The organism is Paenibacillus sp. FSL P2-0089 (assembly GCF_038595095.1).
GTDB lineage: Bacteria > Bacillota > Bacilli > Paenibacillales > Paenibacillaceae > Paenibacillus_AQ > Paenibacillus_AQ silagei.
The window spans coordinates 3,364,091-3,381,091 of record NZ_CP152006.1; the positions used below are offsets into that span (position 1 = coordinate 3,364,091).

Below are 17,001 nucleotides of genomic sequence, written 5' to 3' on the forward strand. Positions count from 1 at the left end.
TGGCGAAATGGCAGCAGTACTGGAAGTAACCAACCTATGTAAGACCTATATCGTCAATAAAAGTCAGAATAACGTGCTGCGGAATATCAATTTCTCGCTTCATGCCGGGGAGTTCGTGTCTGTCATGGGGCCGTCCGGTTCGGGCAAGTCTACGCTGCTCTATACCGTCAGCGGGATGGACCGCCTTACGGCGGGCGAGGTGGTCTTTGACGGGGAGAGTCTCTCGCAGCTCTCTGAGAAGGGCATGGCTGAACTGCGGCTGCACAAAATGGGCTTCATCTTCCAGCAGATGCATATGCTGAGCAATCTCTCGGTTTATGATAATATTATTCTATCAGGCTATGAGTCGCTGAGCGGCAAGAGAGGCGGACAGGGACGCAGCCGCAGCGAGGTGAATCAATATGCCGATGAGCTGATGCGGAAGCTGAACATTATGGAGACAGCGGGCCATGACATTACAGAGGTGTCCGGCGGACAGCTGCAGCGGGCCTGCATCTGCCGGGCGCTCATCAACAAGCCGGCTATGCTGTTCGCGGATGAGCCGACAGGTGCGCTCAATTCCAAAGCCGCACAGGAGGTCATGTCCGAGCTCTGCCGGATCAACCGGGAAGGAACAACGCTGATGGTGGTTACTCACGATGTGAAGGTAGCCGCGCAGAGTGATAAGGTGCTGTATATGGTAGATGGCAATATTCAGGGTGAGCATGTGCTGGGCAAATATATACCGGAGCAAGGTCCGAGGGAACGTGAACGCAGCCTGACCGGTTGGCTGATGGAGATGGGCTGGTAGGAAGCTGCAAGCAGCAGGAGGAGAGAGCCGTGGCGGATATTCTGATCATTGAGGATAATGCGGAGCTGGCGGAGGTGATGAAGGATTTTTTGCAGGTGGAAGGATATTCTGTATGCAGTATGGCCTCTGCGGAAGAGGGCTTGGCTTATTTGGAGACGAATGCCGTCAAGCTGCTGCTGCTCGATATTATGCTGCCGGGGCTGGACGGCTTCGCCGTATGCAGAATCGCCAGGGAGAAGTTCAATCTGCCGATTCTGATCATGAGCGCACGCCACGGGGATGAGAGCAAGATTATCGGGCTTGAGCTGGGTGCGGACGATTACCTGGAGAAGCCCTTCTCGGCTCCTCTGCTGACGGCGAAGGTCAAGGCGCACCTTCGGCGGAGCTATGAGATGAACGAGAACAAGCTGCTGCTGACGGATGGCGAACTTACAGTGAATCAGACCGCAAGAGTAGTATATAGAAGCGGCCAGCCGCTAGGGATGACAGCCAAAGAGTACGAGCTGTTGGTCTTGCTGATGAGCAACAAGGGCAAAGCGCTTCGCAAGGAGTGGCTGTTCCAGCAGGTATGGGGGGCAGACAGCTTCAGTGAGCCGTCCACGTTGACCGTACATATGAACAAGCTGCGGGACAAAATCGAACATAACCCCAAAGATCCAAGGCGCATCGTTACCATCTGGGGAGTGGGATATAAATATGAAGGCATTTAACAGGCTGATGCTCTGGGCGTTACTTCTCGGGCTGACGTTCATAGCGGCTCTTAATGGATATGTATCCTCCAGGGAGACAGGGACGGCCGGGAAGGCTTACCGGATAGAGATAGGCCGTATCTATGAGCAGGTGCAGCGAGGAATTCCTCCGGAGGAACTGCTGCCTGATCTGAACAGGTATACCTACGTGAACGGCTTAAGCTGGATCGGGAAGGAGGCGGGGCCGGATGAGGTTCAGCGCTTTTTTGCCGGTATCGGGGTGGAGGACAGCAATGAATTCATGGTCAAGCCCTTGTATGCGGATCAGCAAATCGCAGGATACTTAAGGTTCTCTTACCGGATGCCCGGGTCGGATGTTCATGCGTTTCTAGTTCTGGATCTGTTCCTGCTGGCGACGCTTGGAGCCGTGATGGTGCTGCTGTTCTACATCCGTAAGCAGATTCTGCGGCCGTTCCATACTCTGCAGGAGTTGCCTTATGAGTTATCCAGGGGCCAGCTGAGCATAGGTATGAAGGAGCACCGTAGCCGGTACTTCGGCCGGTTCGTGTGGGGGCTGGACCTGCTGCGGCAGACACTGGATGCCCAGAAAGAGACGAATCTCCGCCTGGAAAAGGACCGCCAGACGCTGATCGCGTCCCTCTCGCATGAGCTTAAAACCCCAGTCGCCACGATCAGGCTCTACGCCAGCGCCCTGGCGGACGGCCTCTATGACAGCGAAGTCAAGCGGCAATCGGCCGCCCGGCTGATTGGTCAGCAAGCAGAACAAATGGAGCAGCTGATCGGCGATATCATCACCGCTTCCGTCTCTTCTCTGCAGAATATAGAGGTGGCCCCGGGAGAGTTCTATCTCAGCGGGCTGGTCGGCAAGGTCATCCGTAACCATAAGGAGCGGCTGGAGCTGCTGAAGGTGGAGCTCACGGCAGGTGCTTATCAGGACAAGCTGCTGCTTGGAGACGAAGAACGGCTGCATGAGGTGCTGAATAATCTCATTGAGAATGCCATTAAGTATGGAGACGGCAGGTCGATCTCTATTACCTTCCGCGAGGAGGATTACCGCCAGCTGATTGTGATCGAGAATTCGGGAGAGCCGCTGCTCCTGAGCGAGCTGCCCCATATCTTCACCAGCTTCTGGCGCGGGTCCAATGCGGACGGCAAGCCGGGCAATGGCCTCGGCCTCTTCATCTGCAAGCAGCTGCTGCAGAAGATGGGCGGCGATATCTTCGCGGAGCCGCTTGAGCGGGGTATGCGGTTTGTACTGGTGCTGCGGTATTGAAGTGAGATACATACATGGAGGGAAGCGTAATGAATGAGCTGAATAAGCTTTTGGAGCTGCAACCTGAGGATTTTGCTGCAGTTTATGATTTTTATGCCGGTAAAAAGCATCACCTTCCCGCCTTATCCGTCCTGCTGGAGAATTATCCCGGGCGGGTATTTGCTGATTATACGGAAGCGCCGACACTGGCTGTGGTATGGGCTACGGGGAGATGGATGTATGCTGCCGGAGATATCAGTACTGAGATCAACCGGCTGAAGCTGATGGTTTTTTTGCAGACGGTAGTCGTACCTGATTGCCAGCAGAGGCAAGAGAAATGGTTCGAGATCTATACGGATGATAGTGATTCATGGACGGAACTGTTGACGCTTGAGATTGCCGGGCTGAGCGTAGACAGACATATGGAGTCGGTCTATGAGTTCAATAGCGAACGATTTGTTCAGCTAAAAAACAGGCGTGCTGCTATCCCCTTGGATGGAGATCTATCTGTCGCCTACGAGGAATTTCCCGTGCTCACCCATAAGGGGTCTGTACGAGAGGACAGGTTCATTGGGCTGACAACCACTGGTGCTGTAGTGAAGATCAGGGATGAAGTGGTCTCTATTTGCAAAAATAACGGCTTCAGCGTGAATAACAGGTACTTCATTGATGTAGATACTTATGCAGAATCGGAGCGCGGGAAGGGCTATGCTACACTCGCCGCTGTATCGTTAATTAGTCACTATCTCGTTCAGGGAATGCTTCCTTTATGGGAAACAACTCATGAAAATGTGGCTTCACATAAGCTGGCGCTGAGGCTTGGCTTCGAGCCGGTGGAGAGTTATCCGGTATTTGCTTTTGTCATGGAAGGATAATACCTATTAACGTAGAGGAGCGGTATTGATGAAGAGGTTAGCAATCCTTACAGTCGGTAAAACGCATAGCGGGAAGACCACATTTGGTAGAGAATTAGAGCGGCGCTTACCTGAATCGGTTGTTATTGACCGGGATGATGTTGCTGAATTCATCAATACCCGGTACGAAAGTCTGCTGCCCAAGCAAGGGGCGAATACGCTCAAGGACGCTCTGACCCGAACGTTAGTGGATTATGCCGTCCATGAATCGGAGAAGCACATCATCATGTGTAACAATAACTCCAATAGGGAAGGCCGACTGCGAATGCTGGATTGGTTTCACCAGAAGGGATTGGTTAGTGTGCTGGTATATTTCAATCTGCCCGATGAGCTGCTGTATTCGCGTATAGCGAGTAGTGAACGGAGCACAGCTATCCTTAGAAAATCAAAGAGCTTCGATGTAGTGCTGACCCGGCAAATCGCAGATTTACAGAAGGGGCAGGCTGAGCCGCCAACGGAGAGGGAGTCGGAGTATCTGTTTGTAATCAACGACAGCGATGAAGTACCCGGCACGATTCAGAAGATCGTCCAGATCGCAGGCGGGAAGTCCATATGAATGTTCGTTCGCCGCAAGGACGACCATGCTTCAAGTTCAATCCGGCTGCCAACTGGACCTGACCGCCCAAACCCTTCATAATAAGAAGAGTTGTGAACGGTTCCACACAAACTCATAAACGGAGGTTCATAGAATGAAATACCGCGAACTGGGAAACACGGGTCTGTCTGTCAGTGAGGTCAGCTTTGGCACTTGGGCGATTGGCGGGGACTGGGGGAATAGCAAGGATGAGGACGGGCTGAGAGGCTTGCAGGCGGCGATGGAGCAGGGCGTGAATTTCTTCGATACGGCAGATGTCTATGGCGGAGGCCATGCGGAGGAGCTGCTCGCCAAGGCGACCCGGGGCAAGCAGGATGAGATACATATCGCCACGAAGTTCTGCCGCGCCGGTGATATCCATGACCCGGAGAATTACTCCGCGCGCCGGATCAGTGAATACTGTGAGCAGAGTCTGCGGCGTCTGGAGCGGGAAGCGATTGATCTGTATCAGATCCATTGTCCGCCGATTGAGATTCTGCGTGATGGCAGTGTGTTCTCGGCGCTGGACCAGTTGAAGGCTGAGGGTAAAATCCGCCACTACGGCGTCAGCGTAGAGACCATCGAAGAGGGCTTGCTCTGCCTGGAGCATCCTGGTGTTGCGGCACTCCAGGTGATCTTCAATCTGTTCCGCCAGCAGCCGGCACAGGAGCTGTTACCGCAGGCTGCGGCCAAGGGTGCGGGAATTCTGGTGCGCCTGCCGCTGGCCAGCGGTCTCTTGACGGGCAAGTTCACAGCGTCCAGTACCTTCCAGGAGAACGACCACCGCAGGTTCAACGCGAACGGGGAGCAGTTCAATGTGGGCGAGACCTTTGCCGGACTGCCTTTTGGTAAGGGGGTAGAGCTGGCGCAGAAGCTGGAGTGGATCGCTGAAGGACGCGGCAATATGGCACGGGCCTCCATGCGCTGGATTCTGGACCATCCGGCTGTCAGCTGTGTGATTCCGGGCTTCAAGAATGAGGCTCAGGTGAACGATAATCTGGCCACACTGGATGTACCCTCCTTCAGCCCAGGGGATATGGAGCGCCTGGCTGCCTTTTACCATTCAGAGGTGGTTCCGCATATCCGTGGAGAGGTGTAGCGGTACTGTATGAATATAACTGTCGGACTGCTCGCCCATGTAGATGCCGGGAAGACGACCTTCGCCGAGCAGCTGCTCTACCATACCGAAGCCATCCGCAGCAGGGGGCGTGTGGACCATCAGGATACGTTCCTGGATACCCATGAGATTGAAAAAGCACGCGGGATTACCGTCTTCGCCGATCAGGCGGAGTTCACCTATAAGGATGCCCGCTATTTCCTGCTGGATACGCCGGGCCATGTCGATTTCTCCCCGGAGATGGAGCGTTGTCTGCAAGTGCTGGACTATGCAGTGGTGATTCTCAGCGCGGTGGAAGGTGTAGAGAGTCACACCGAAACGCTCTGGCAGCTGCTGCGCCAGCACCGGATTCCGACCCTGTTCTTCATTAACAAAACCGACCGTGCAGGCAGTGATCCTGAACGGGTCCTGGAAGAGATCCGTCAGCTGCTTAGCGGCGATGCCTTGCTGTTGCCGGAGCAGCCGGAAGCAGCATGGACCGAGGAGATGAAATCGTTCCTTGCCGAACGCGACGAGACGCTGCTGGAACCTTATCTTGAAGGCACGCTGACGGACAGCGATTGCCGTAGTGCGCTGAGGTCTATGGTGAAGTGCGGAGAGATTTTTCCGTGTATGCAGGGCTCTGCGCTGCTGGATCAGGGCGTGGGTGAATTTCTGGAGGTTCTGGATGCGCTCACGTTCACGGAGTACGATTATACGCTGCCTTTTGCCGGGAGGGTCTACAAGATCCGCCACGATGCCAGAGGTACCCGCATCACCTACATCAAAGCCCTTCAAGGCGTGCTGAAGAGCCGTGAGTTCTTGACGTATGGACCTGAATCAGAACAAATATCCGAACGGATTACCGGAATCCGCAAGTACAACGGTACTGCTTATAGTGCTGCGGACTGGGCTGCCGCCGGGGAGCTGTTCGCCGTTGTCGGCCTAAGCTCCGTGCTTCCGGGTGCGGGAGTGGGCGCACTTCAGGACGCGCAGGGCAGCGGACTTATTCCCACCTTGAAATCCAAGGTGCTCTTCAAGCCGCCCGTGCACCTGAAGGAGCTGATGCATGCCTTCGGACAGCTCGGCGCGGAAGATCCGTCACTGAATGTAAGCTGGGATGAAGATCTTCAGGAGCTGCATATTCAAGTGATGGGCGGGATACAGCTTGAAATTCTTGAGCAGATTGTGGCGGAGCGGTTTCAGCTTAAGATCTCTTTTGGCGCGCCGGAGATTCTCTATAAGGAGACTATTGCCGGTACGGTCTATGGCTGCGGGCATTTCGAGCCGTTGGGCCACTACGCCGAGGTTCATCTGATGCTTGAGGCCGGGGAACGCGGGAGCGGGATCACCTTCATTAACCGCTGCCACCCGGATGATCTGGCGGCAGGCTATCAGCATCAGATTGAGCAGCATCTGCTGGAGAGCGGCCATCACGGCCTATTGACCGGTTCCCCGCTGACGGATCTGAAGATCACCCTGCTTACGGGAAGGGCGCATAATAAGCATACGAGCGGCGGCGATTTCCGGGAAGCGGCTTACCGCGCGTTGCGCCAGGGGCTGGAGCAGGCAGAGAATCTGCTGCTGGAGCCGGTCTACGACCTGAAAATCCGGATAGATCCGGACGATGTGGGAAAGGTTATGAGTGATATCCAGCAGGCTGGAGGCCGCTTCAATCCCCCGGATATTACACCGTCCAAGGCCGTAATTACCGGCACAGTTCCGGCGGCAAGCTTCATGAATTACGGAGTGAGACTGGCAGCGATGACGCAGGGCAAGGGATCGATGTCGCTAAGAGTAGCAGGATATGAGCCCTGCCATCAGAGCAAGACGGTGGTGGAGCAGCGGAATTATAATAAAAATGCAGATCCGTCCTACTCCTCGGCGTCTATTTTTTGTGCCAAGGGGGAGGGATATGCTGTAACCTGGGAAGAGGCCGGACAGCATATGCATATTCAAGCAGCAAGCAGGAACGGGTACACGGTTCTTAAGAGAGCAGTACCGTTTCAGCGTGAAGTAGAAGGAAAGGTGCAGAATGACAATGACTAATGTAATAGATAAGGTAGCCTGGATTTACGTCGTAGACGGCAAGGTGCTGGGCGCGCGATCCAAAGGTAAAGACACTTATTATTTTCCCGGCGGCAAGCGGGAGCCCGGCGAGAGTGATGCAGAGACTCTGATCCGTGAGATTGAGGAGGAGCTGTCGGTGCAGATCCTGCCGGAGACGATTGCAGAGTTCGGAAGCTTCGAAGCTCCGGCCCATGGCAAAGCGGAAGGCGTGCTCGTGCGGATGACCTGCCTTACCGCAGATTTCACAGGCGAGCTTGCCCCGGCTTCGGAGATTGAAGAGCTGGCCTGGTTAACCTATAAGGACATAGACCGGGTATCGGCGGTCAGCGTCATCATCATGGACAAGCTGCGGGAGATGAGCCTCATCTCCTGAATATAGAAGAGAAAGTAAGCCCGTTTTGAGCCGGAACCCGGCCTGAAACGGGCTTGTTGTCTCTTTAGCAGGGCGATGCAGGCGGCGAGGCGAGTACACTTTTACCGAATAGGACATATGTCCTTCCACAATCCGGCGAACTGGCTTTTAATAAGTACAGAGAAGCAAATAGAGGAGAGAGACAGATGAAAGGAATACTATTCGCATTTTTGGCCGGGGCCTGCATTACACTTCAGGGGGTAGCCAATGCCAGAATCAGTCAGGATATCGGCACGTGGCAGGCGGCCACCATTACCCAGCTTACCGGATTCATTATGGCGTTAGCGATAGCGCTGGTGGTACGGGACGGGAAAAAGCAAGGCTTCCGCAAGGTACATCCGCTATACATCAGCGGCGGGGGTCTGGCCGCCTTCGTGATTTTCAGCGAGGTGACTGCGATTCAGAACATCGGGGTTACGCTGACGATCTCGGCGCTGCTGATTGCCCAGCTCTGCCTGACGTTTATCATTGAGATCCGGGGCTGGTTCGGAGTCGTCCGGCAGAAGATGAAGCTGCCGCAGTTTATCGGCATCGGGATGATGATTCTCGGGGTAGTCGTACTGAAGTTCTAAACGAAGGGGGCAAGAGATATGTTAACAGGGTTATTACTTGCACTGATCGCGGGCGCGCTGGTCAGTTTACAGAATATTTTCAACGCCAAGGTTAATGAGCACACAGGCTCCTGGTCAACAACTACACTGGTGCTGGGTATGGGCTTCGCCGCCTCGCTCGTCATGGGGCTGATTATGGAAGGGAAGAATATGTTCACGCTGCAGCACATGCAGCCCTGGTACTGGTTAAGCGGAATGATCGGCGTGGGGGTCGTGATCTGCCTGGTCCAGGCCACCAGAATCCTTGGCGCCACCTATGCCATCTCGATTGTACTAACTGCCCAGCTCGGCTTCGCCTTGCTCTGGGATTCACTGGGCTGGCTGGGCCTGGCAAAGGTTCCGTTCTCGTTCAACCAGCTGATCGGCGTGCTTATTATCGTAGGCGGGATATTGGTGTTCAAGCTGGGTGGCAAAAGTGATGCCAGAGAGCCCGCCGGGAACTCAGGTTCCGGCAAGCCGCAGGGAGCGCTGCATACGGATTAACGGAAGTATTTGCATTAACGGAAAAGAGCGTGCACCGCAGGAATGCGGATGGCACGCTTTTTTGGGATGTGTGCGGAAAACCGAATACAATGGGGAGCTGCTACTGGTGCGCGAACGGGATACTAGCCAAGGGTGTAATCAGGTGCAATATTGCACCTGATTACACCGAATACCCTTACACCACTTCACTCTCAACCCTGCCCGAGTGAAGCGACCCTTCTGCCCGCCAGTGTGTGTTGCCAGCGCTGGTAAGTCTCCCAAGCCCGCCCGTTGTCCAGCAGAGGCTTGCAGGTATAGACGCCTTCCTCAATAGAATTCACACGCCCGGCGGCATGCAGTCTGGCAGCGGCATTAAGCAGCGTCTGGTTGTAGTAGGCCATGTGCCCGCCGCCTTGCAGGACCTCCTCTGCTATACGGAGCTGCCGCAGAGCCGTCCACTCCTGCTCCTCAGGCAGTGTCACCTCCAGGCCAAGCGAGTCGGGGTCGATGATATCCAGCTCCGCCGCACCGTCCTGAATCCGGTATACGCGGTTCGGCCGGTCAATGTACAGATCCTCCGAGCCTTCCACGCCCTGCACCACCAGCCCGCGCTGATAGCCGAGCTTCACTATGAGCCGGGAGATTCGGTCGAATACCGTATTATGGAATATCCCGAATACAATAAACGGTGAACAGGAATAGTCGATCAGCTTCTCAGCCGTATTGAAAATCGTCCGCATCCCAATGTCCTCACGTAGTCCGCGAAGCTCCCCCAGCGGCGGGCACCACTGCTCCGACTTCACGAACAGAACCCCGCTGGCTTCGGCGGCATGAACCGTGTCGCTGCGGCGTAGTCCGGCTACATCCACTCCGCTGGCCTGGATAATATCCTGTAGCGTAATGCCCCATTTGGGCGGCAAGCCCGCTGAACCATGCAGGGTAACCGGCAGACCTGCGGCTGACAGCAGAAAGGCCGTGGGGAAGGTAGCGATGAAGGAATGCACTCTCCCGTCATACGGACCGGCGCAGTCGATTCCCTGGTGAACAGGCTCACGGAAGGCGTATTTACGGCAGACTGCCACAAAAGCCTCCAGCTCCTCCAGGCTCTCCAGCTTCATTCGCTCTGCGATCAGGAACGCGCCGATCTGGACCGGTGAAGCAGCCCGGGTGAGTATGGCTTCCGCCGCATATTCGGCTTCTCCGTAGCTTAAATCCTTCGCACCGCGTTTGCCGCGGGCAACTTCCTTGAGAATATTAATCATAGGGTGTTCTCCTTAAGTTTGATTCTGCAGCATCTGGTAGACCTTGACGATGGAGGTAGCTACATCGACGATCCGTTTGCGTTCATTCATCGCCTGCTTGCGCAGCAGGTCATAGGCTTCCGATTCGCTGATATTCTTGGCCTTGGACAGAATGCCTTTGGCCATATCGATCCATTTGCGTTCTTCGATCCGGGAGAGCAGCTGCTCCCGTTCCTTCAGCCATTGCTTGCGCTCGAAGCATTGCCTGGCACTGAAATGCAGCGTCCAGTGAATCTCCGGCGGCTTCATGGCGGGGGACAGAATACCGTCCACAATGATATCGTCGCCGCAGGCAGAGACGGAGAGGTTAGCGGTATGCGGGGTACACCACCAGATTACCGGCGCAACCTTATGCCGCACCAGCAGGGTTCTCCAGTGGCTGATATCCGTCACCGGAAGATTGAGGATGAAGGCGTCGGCATCGCCGATGAACGGAGCGGCCTGCTCCGGTGACGCTGCGGTTCCAACTACATAGCCGCAAGAGCTTAAGATGTGATCAGGCCCATCAGAGGAGCGCGCTTCTGCGGGATTCTCTGTTCCAGCAGGTTCTATTACGAGCAGGGAATGCATGGGGGACGACGCTCCTTTTACCTAAGAATAGAGACATCTTGTATAATTGCAGATAATCCAATTACAGGATAGACTATGTTATATTATATAACACTAATTCAGCGTTATTGTCGATAAATTAAATTAATTAAATTTTATATGTCATAATTATTGACGTATCGTAGACGGCTGTAGTATAGTCGTTTTAACAAATTCAACAATTCACGAATACAACGATGTATTCGGCTGAAGCGGCAATGGCGCCTGCTCTCACTTATATCGCTTACGGGAAATGTATCTTTTCCGGGCGGAGTGAAGCGGGCTATTTCTGTTGTGCACCTGGAGAGGAGAGAGATACAGATGACAGTGAAGCGTAAAAAACTGATATTAGTCGGCAATGGGATGGCGGGGGTCAGAGCCATTGAGCATCTGCTCAAATTGGCGCCGGAGGCCTACGAGATTACGATTTTTGGCACAGAGCCTTATCCTAACTATAACCGCATCATGCTGTCTTCTGTTCTGGCAGGCGGGGCAAGTCTGGATGAAATCATCATTAATGATCTCGAATGGTACCGTAGCTTCAATATTACCTTGTATACGGGACACACAGTAACTTCTATTGATACTACTGCACGTACAGTCTATACGGATAAAGGAGTTACCGCCGCGTATGACGAGCTGATTCTGGCTACCGGCTCCAATCCCTTCATGCTGCCGATTCCCGGAACGGAGAAGGAGGGCGTCATTGCCTTCCGTGACATCAAGGATACTCAAATCATGCAGGACGTCTCACAAAAATACAGCAAGGCGCTTGTTATCGGCGGCGGTCTACTTGGACTGGAGGCGGCCAGAGGGCTGCTGTATCTGGGGATGGACGTCTCGGTGGTTCACATCCACGAATATATTATGGAGCGTCAGTTAGACGAGGCCGCTTCCCGGATGCTACGGGGGGAGCTGGAGGCTCAAGGTATGAAGTTCCTATTGAAGAAGCAGTCGGAAGCCATTCTCGGCAAAAAGAGAGTCAAAGGCCTGCTGTTCGCAGACGGCGAGATGGCGGAGGCCGATCTGATCGTGATGGCGGTCGGCATCAAGCCGAATGTGGAACTGGCCCGCAGCAGCGGGATTGAGGTGAACCGGGGCATCGTGGTGAACGATTATATGGAGACCAGCCTGCCCGGCGTTTACGCCGTCGGGGAATGTGCAGAGCATCGCGGCATTGCCTACGGCCTGGTAGCCCCGCTGTATGAGCAAGGCGCTGTGTTGGCCAAAAGACTGGCAGGCGCTTCCACGGAGGGATACGCCGGTTCGGTGACTTCGACGAAGCTGAAGGTGTCCGGCGTCGATGTTTTCTCGGCAGGACAGTATAACGAGCAGCCCGCAACGAAAGCGCTCCGCTTCCAAGATGAGACGGAAGGAATCTACAAGAAGCTGGTCATCCAGGAGGATAAGCTGATCGGTGCCGTGCTGTTCGGCGATACGAATGACGGCGCGCAGCTCTTCTCGATGATCAAGAAAGGCGAGAATATCAAGGGGCGCGAGAAAGAGCTGCTGCTCGGCATTCCGGCCGATGCGCTGGCTGCGCCCAAGGGCAACCGGCTGGAAGGGATGCCCGATGACGAGATCATCTGCGGCTGCAACGGAGTAACGAAGGGAACCATTGCCGAAGCGATTACCGCCGGCGGCTGCACCAGTGTCGGACAGATCAAAGCCTGCACCAAAGCTTCCGCCTCCTGCGGCGGCTGCAAGCCATTGGTAGAGGGACTGCTCCAGCTCTACGCGGGAGAGGCTGCCGTTACGGTCAAAGAGGGCATCTGCGGCTGCACGACGCTGGGCCGGGATGAGATTGTCGCCGAGATCAGGCGGATGAAGCTGACCACGGTGAAGGAAGTCATGCATGTATTGTCCTGGAGCAACGAGGAAGGCTGCCCGAAATGCCGCCCTTCACTGAACTATTACCTGGGCATGCTCTGGCCGGAGGAATACATGGATGAGAATGAATCCAGATATACGAATGAGCGCTACCATGCCAATATCCAGAAGGACGGAACTTATTCTGTGGTGCCGAGAATCTACGGCGGGGTCACTTCTCCGGCGGAGCTGATCAAGATAGCGGAGGTCGCGGTGAAATACGATGTGCCGCTGGTCAAATTCACCGGCGGGCAGCGTCTGGATCTGCTGGGTGTGAAGAAGGAGGATCTGCCGAAGATGTGGGAGGAGCTGGATATGCCTTCCGGCCATGCCTACGGCAAGACGCTGCGCACCGTAAAGACCTGCGTAGGCTCCACCTTCTGCCGGTTCGGGACCCAGGATGCGCTGGGGATGGGAATTCGGCTGGAGAAGGCTTTTGAACGGCTGAATGCGCCGGGGAAGGTGAAGTTGGCTGTATCCGGGTGTCCGCGCAACTGTGCGGAAGCGACAATCAAGGACTTCGGGGTGGTGGCGATTGACGGCGGCTGGGAGCTGCATGTCGGTGGTAACGGCGGCGTTCATGTCCGGGCGACCGATCTGCTCTGCGTGGTGAAGACCGATGATGAGGTCCTGGAATGGGCAAGTGCGTTCCTGCAATACTACCGCGAGCAAGCCGGATGGAATGAACGGACCGCACAGTGGATCGAGCGCGTGGGTCTGGACAGCATCAAGCAGGCGCTGGAATCACCGGAGGAACGGGCGGCGCTGGTGGAGAGAATTCAGAAGACGCTCAGCCTGACTACCGATCCATGGAAGCAGATTGTGAATACCCCGGAGTTGCGCAAAAATTTCGAACCGATCTCTTTGCCAGAGACGGTATAAGGAGGCCCCCAGGATGACAATGACGAAACTGCTGATCGGCAACCTGAATGATGTGGATCTGAAAGGATCACGAACAATACGGATAGATCACTTGGAGATTGCCTTGTTCCGGCTAAGCAGCGGAGAGGTGCTGGCGGTGGAGAACCGTTGTCCGCACAAGGGCGGCCTGCTCTCAGAGGGTATGGTCTGCGGCTCCAAGGTGCACTGCCCGCTCCATGACTGGCGGATCGAGCTGCATACAGGCGAGGTGCAGGCCCCCGATACGGGTCATGTGACCACCTATGAGGTGGAGGTCGATCACGCCACAGGCAGCTTGTACTTAACGATCTAATTCATTCATACAGGGACAGTATAAAGGGGGATTCATAATGGACTATGTCAAACCAGGCGAAGTGCTGGGCTCCATGATTGAAGCGGGAAAAACCAAAGCAGAACTGGGCATCATGCAGCTCATTGTCCGCGGCAGTCTCGGCGGTGCGATTCTGGCATGCGCCACCACACTGGCCTTCACCGCAGCGGCACAGACCAAGATCCCTATGGTGAGCGCGATTCTTTTTCCGGTAGGCTTCGTAATGATTATTCTCCTCGGACTGGAGCTGGTTACCGGAAGCTTCGCCTTGATTCCGCTGGCCGTGCTGGAGAAGCAGACCACCATCGGGCGCATGCTGGGGAATTATTTCTGGGTCATTATGGGGCATTTGATCGGGTGTGCCATCTATGCCGCATTATACGGGCTGACGATTACGAAGATGGGGACCGATCTGTCGAACCCCATGGTGCAGACGCTGATTACGGCAAGTGAAGGGAAGACGATTGCTTATCAGAGCCTGGGGGCAGAGGGGCTCGCGCTGGCCTTCATCAAGGCGATGCTCTGCAATTGGATGGTTACGCTGGGTGTAGTGATGGCGATGACCTCGAAATCCACCTCCGGCAAAATCCTCGCCATGTGGCTCCCCATCCTGACCTTCTTCGGACAGGGCTTCGAGCACACGGTTGTCAATTTCTTCGTCATTCCGGCGGGGATGATGCTTGGAGCGAATGTGACGATGGCGGACTGGTGGGTCTGGAACGGCATTCCGGTGCTGCTCGGCAACTTCGCGGGCGGTCTGCTATTCACGGGCCTGCTATTCTACTTATCGCAAAAAGGCAGCAGGTCGCAAAAAGGCAGCAAACCCGGAGCAACTGCGGCAGCAGAGCTTCCGGGACGCGGAGAGGCGGGGCTCGCGGGCACACCTGCCCTGGAGAAAAGCGTATGAAGCAGGGCAGCATATCTATTGTAGGCGCAGGTCCGGGTGATCCCGAGCTGATTACATTGAAGGCGCTGCGGCGCATTCAATGTGCCGATGTGATTCTGTACGACCGGCTGGTGAATGAGGAGCTTCTGGACTATGCCCGAGGCGATGCCGTGCGCATCTACTGCGGCAAAGCGCCGGGTCTGCATTCGATGCCGCAGGAGACGACAGAGCGGCTGATGATCCGCCATGCCGCAGCTGGAAGTCATGTAGTCCGGCTGAAGGGCGGCGACCCGTTCGTGTTCGGCAGGGGCGGGGAAGAAGCGTTGTCCGCAGCTGCAGCCGGTATTCCCTATGAGGTGATTCCGGGAATCACCTCGGCGGTGGGCGCAGCCGCTTCTGCCGGCATTCCACTGACTCACCGCTGTGTGGCGGCCTCCTTCGCCATCGTGACTGGCAGCCGCTGCCAGACCCAAGATTCGCCGCTGCGTTGGGATGCGCTGGCCCATGGTGTGGATACGCTTGTGATTTATATGGGCGTAAGCAAGCTGGGGGAGATCTGCAAGGAACTGCTGATACACGGCAAGGATCCGCAGACCCCGGTTGCATTAATTGAGAACGGAACAACGGTGCGCGAACGGATCGTGACCGGCACGCTTGGCAATATCGACAAGGTTGCCACCGCGATGAAGATCAGCAATCCGGCCATGATCATTATCGGTGAGGTGGTCCAGGTCAGAGCGGAGCTGCTGAATCTGGAGGAAGCCGTACGTTCGCAGATCGGGTGAAGCAGAATAGGGCAGGCGTTGACATCTCCGGGCGGTAGGCCAGGTTATGGCAGCGCCTGTTTCTGTGTTATATTCAAGGGGAAGTATTCATCGCTGATGTGTCATGTGCGCTGAAAGTTATATTTTCACATTCACAGTGACTGCTGTCACACGGGTCTGCGCAGATTAGAGACTATACTTGTCGCCTACAGATACAGCATAACGGACAGGTTGTCCTGAAGGGAGAAATTACAGATGCAGATTGAACTTAATGCAATGACCCGCGAACGGCTGGAGCAGAGTCTGGCCGGGAAGCCCGGGCAATTCAAAATGTTCTACGATACGGAGGACTGCGGCTGTAATGGCATACTGGTCATCCGGGTAGTCAGCGAGCCTTCGCCAACGGATATTGTGTTTCAGACCGAGCCGTTCACCTTCCTGTGTGACCGCCAGCAGGAATTGCTGTTCGATGACGTGATGCGCCTCGAAGCAGAGGCCGGGTATCCGGCCTACAAACTAACGAGTGATTCCACCTTGTTCGGGAGCAATATCAGGGTGCAGGATGCACGGAGCTAAAGCAATAAATGTAGTTTAAGAAAAGAGGCCATCTTCCCGTAGCATGCGGGGGATGGCCTTTGCTAATAAGCCGTCCATCCGCCGTCTGCGGTAATGACTGCCCCATTCACAAAGCCTGCTTCCTCTGAAGCCAGAAACAAGGCGAGTTGTGCGATTTCTGCGGGCTGGCCCATCCGTGGATTAAGCGCCATGCCCGGCTGTGTACGTTCCATGCCAAAAGGATTGATATGGGTCATGGTTGAACCAATATTGGTCTCCACACCGCCCGGCGCAATCGCATTACAGCGGATTCCCTTGGCAGCATACATGAATCCTGTATTCTTCGTAAAGCCGATAACTGCATGCTTCGAGGCTGTATAAGCCGCCCCGGCACGGGCACCGAACAGACCGCCTACCGAGGCGACGTTAATGATAACACCCTGTTGTTTTTCCAGGAAAATAGGCAGTACCTTACGCGTAGCACGCATCACCGAAGTTGTATTAACGGCGAGAACCCGCTCCCAGCTCTCATCCTCAATATCACCCGCCGGTTCAAAGTTATCCATGATCCCCGCATTATTTACCAGAATATCTATCGTGCCGTAGGTGTTGACTGTACTGTCGATCAGATTCTGGATGTCAGACTCGTCTGCAACATTGGCTTGTACCGCTAGGGCTTCCCCGCCGCCAGCTTTAATGTCACCGGCCACCGTCTCCGCAGCCTCCAAATGAATATCCGCCACTACGACCTTGGCCCCTTCCTTCGCATACAGGACGGCAATCGCCTTCCCCATCCCGGATGCCGCCCCGGTTACTACAGCTACTTTGTTGTGAAGTCTCATATATGTACCTCCGTGTATAGTTATCTTTCTCTGGTCTAGTATCTTTTGCTTCATAGTGTTTTATGCGCCCGGTT

The 17,001-nt window shown here is 55.1% G+C and carries 18 protein-coding genes; 15 read left to right on the forward strand and 3 right to left on the reverse strand.

Annotated features, from left to right (window positions below; all coding sequences use genetic code 11):
• Nucleotides 1–7: 7 nt before the first annotated feature.
• From NST69_RS13925 to NST69_RS13970, 10 genes are all read left to right on the forward strand, one after another.
• Complete coding sequence (locus tag NST69_RS13925) at nucleotides 8–790, forward strand: ABC transporter ATP-binding protein (protein WP_340953147.1); 783 nt, start codon at nucleotides 8–10, stop codon at nucleotides 788–790.
• A 29-nt stretch (nucleotides 791–819) separates the two neighbouring features.
• Complete coding sequence (locus NST69_RS13930) at nucleotides 820–1,500, forward strand: response regulator transcription factor (RefSeq protein ID WP_036728619.1); 681 nt, start codon at nucleotides 820–822, stop codon at nucleotides 1,498–1,500.
• Nucleotides 1,487–2,773: a HAMP domain-containing sensor histidine kinase gene (locus NST69_RS13935; RefSeq protein WP_342549647.1), complete on the forward strand. Its 1,287-nt coding sequence runs from the start codon at nucleotides 1,487–1,489 to the stop codon at nucleotides 2,771–2,773. Before NST69_RS13930 ends, NST69_RS13935 begins: the two co-directional genes overlap by 14 nt.
• A 29-nt stretch (nucleotides 2,774–2,802) precedes the next feature.
• Entirely contained in the window at nucleotides 2,803–3,627 is an 825-nt protein-coding gene (locus NST69_RS13940) for a GNAT family N-acetyltransferase (protein WP_342549648.1), read from the forward strand.
• Between the two features lie 28 nt (nucleotides 3,628–3,655).
• Nucleotides 3,656–4,222: an ATP-binding protein gene (locus NST69_RS13945; RefSeq protein WP_342549649.1), complete on the forward strand. Its 567-nt coding sequence runs from the start codon at nucleotides 3,656–3,658 to the stop codon at nucleotides 4,220–4,222.
• Between the two features lie 133 nt (nucleotides 4,223–4,355).
• Nucleotides 4,356–5,339, forward strand: a complete 984-nt coding sequence (locus NST69_RS13950) for an aldo/keto reductase (protein ID WP_342549650.1) — start codon at nucleotides 4,356–4,358, stop codon at nucleotides 5,337–5,339.
• A gap of 9 nt (nucleotides 5,340–5,348) precedes the next feature.
• Nucleotides 5,349–7,385, forward strand: a complete 2,037-nt coding sequence (locus NST69_RS13955) for a translation factor GTPase family protein (RefSeq protein ID WP_342549651.1) — start codon at nucleotides 5,349–5,351, stop codon at nucleotides 7,383–7,385.
• A complete protein-coding gene (locus NST69_RS13960; protein WP_342549652.1) occupies nucleotides 7,378–7,779 on the forward strand; it encodes an NUDIX domain-containing protein in 402 nt (133 codons plus the stop codon). Before NST69_RS13955 ends, NST69_RS13960 begins: the two co-directional genes overlap by 8 nt.
• Nucleotides 7,780–7,964: 185 nt before the next feature.
• A complete protein-coding gene (locus NST69_RS13965) occupies nucleotides 7,965–8,390 on the forward strand; it encodes a DMT family transporter (protein WP_342549653.1) in 426 nt (141 codons plus the stop codon).
• 18 nt (nucleotides 8,391–8,408) lie between these two features.
• Nucleotides 8,409–8,912 carry a DMT family transporter gene (locus NST69_RS13970; RefSeq protein ID WP_342549654.1) on the forward strand — a complete coding sequence of 168 codons (504 nt, stop codon included), beginning with the start codon at nucleotides 8,409–8,411 and terminating at the stop codon, nucleotides 8,910–8,912.
• A gap of 191 nt (nucleotides 8,913–9,103) precedes the next feature.
• On the opposite strand, the gene NST69_RS13975 is transcribed toward NST69_RS13970, so the two are convergent.
• Both NST69_RS13975 and NST69_RS13980 read right to left on the reverse strand, forming a co-directional pair.
• Nucleotides 9,104–10,153: an anthranilate phosphoribosyltransferase gene (locus NST69_RS13975; RefSeq protein WP_342549656.1), complete on the reverse strand. Its 1,050-nt coding sequence runs from the start codon at nucleotides 10,151–10,153 to the stop codon at nucleotides 9,104–9,106.
• 12 nt (nucleotides 10,154–10,165) lie between these two features.
• On the reverse strand, nucleotides 10,166–10,762 hold the full coding sequence (locus NST69_RS13980; RefSeq protein WP_342549657.1) for an ANTAR domain-containing protein: 597 nt from the start codon (nucleotides 10,760–10,762) through the stop codon (nucleotides 10,166–10,168).
• A 339-nt stretch (nucleotides 10,763–11,101) separates the two neighbouring features.
• On the opposite strand from NST69_RS13980, the gene nirB reads away from it, so the two are divergent.
• The 5 genes from nirB (at nucleotide 11,102) to NST69_RS14005 (ending at nucleotide 16,106) form a co-directional block, all read left to right on the forward strand.
• Nucleotides 11,102–13,531, forward strand: coding sequence for a nitrite reductase large subunit NirB (gene nirB / locus NST69_RS13985; RefSeq protein WP_342549658.1), 2,430 nt, complete (start codon nucleotides 11,102–11,104; stop codon nucleotides 13,529–13,531).
• Nucleotides 13,532–13,550: 19 nt separating this feature from the next.
• Complete coding sequence (gene nirD, locus NST69_RS13990) at nucleotides 13,551–13,862, forward strand: nitrite reductase small subunit NirD (RefSeq protein ID WP_339257479.1); 312 nt, start codon at nucleotides 13,551–13,553, stop codon at nucleotides 13,860–13,862.
• A gap of 37 nt (nucleotides 13,863–13,899) precedes the next feature.
• Nucleotides 13,900–14,787: a formate/nitrite transporter family protein gene (locus NST69_RS13995; protein ID WP_342549659.1), complete on the forward strand. Its 888-nt coding sequence runs from the start codon at nucleotides 13,900–13,902 to the stop codon at nucleotides 14,785–14,787.
• Nucleotides 14,784–15,551 carry a uroporphyrinogen-III C-methyltransferase gene (gene cobA, locus NST69_RS14000; protein ID WP_342549660.1) on the forward strand — a complete coding sequence of 256 codons (768 nt, stop codon included), beginning with the start codon at nucleotides 14,784–14,786 and terminating at the stop codon, nucleotides 15,549–15,551. Before NST69_RS13995 ends, cobA begins: the two co-directional genes overlap by 4 nt.
• A 234-nt stretch (nucleotides 15,552–15,785) precedes the next feature.
• Entirely contained in the window at nucleotides 15,786–16,106 is a 321-nt protein-coding gene (locus NST69_RS14005; RefSeq protein WP_339314124.1) for an iron-sulfur cluster biosynthesis family protein, read from the forward strand.
• Between the two features lie 62 nt (nucleotides 16,107–16,168).
• On the opposite strand, the gene NST69_RS14010 is transcribed toward NST69_RS14005, so the two are convergent.
• Nucleotides 16,169–16,927 (reverse strand): SDR family oxidoreductase, encoded by a 759-nt coding sequence (locus NST69_RS14010; RefSeq protein ID WP_342549661.1) that lies wholly within the window; start codon nucleotides 16,925–16,927, stop codon nucleotides 16,169–16,171.
• Between the last annotated feature and the right edge of the window lie 74 nt (nucleotides 16,928–17,001).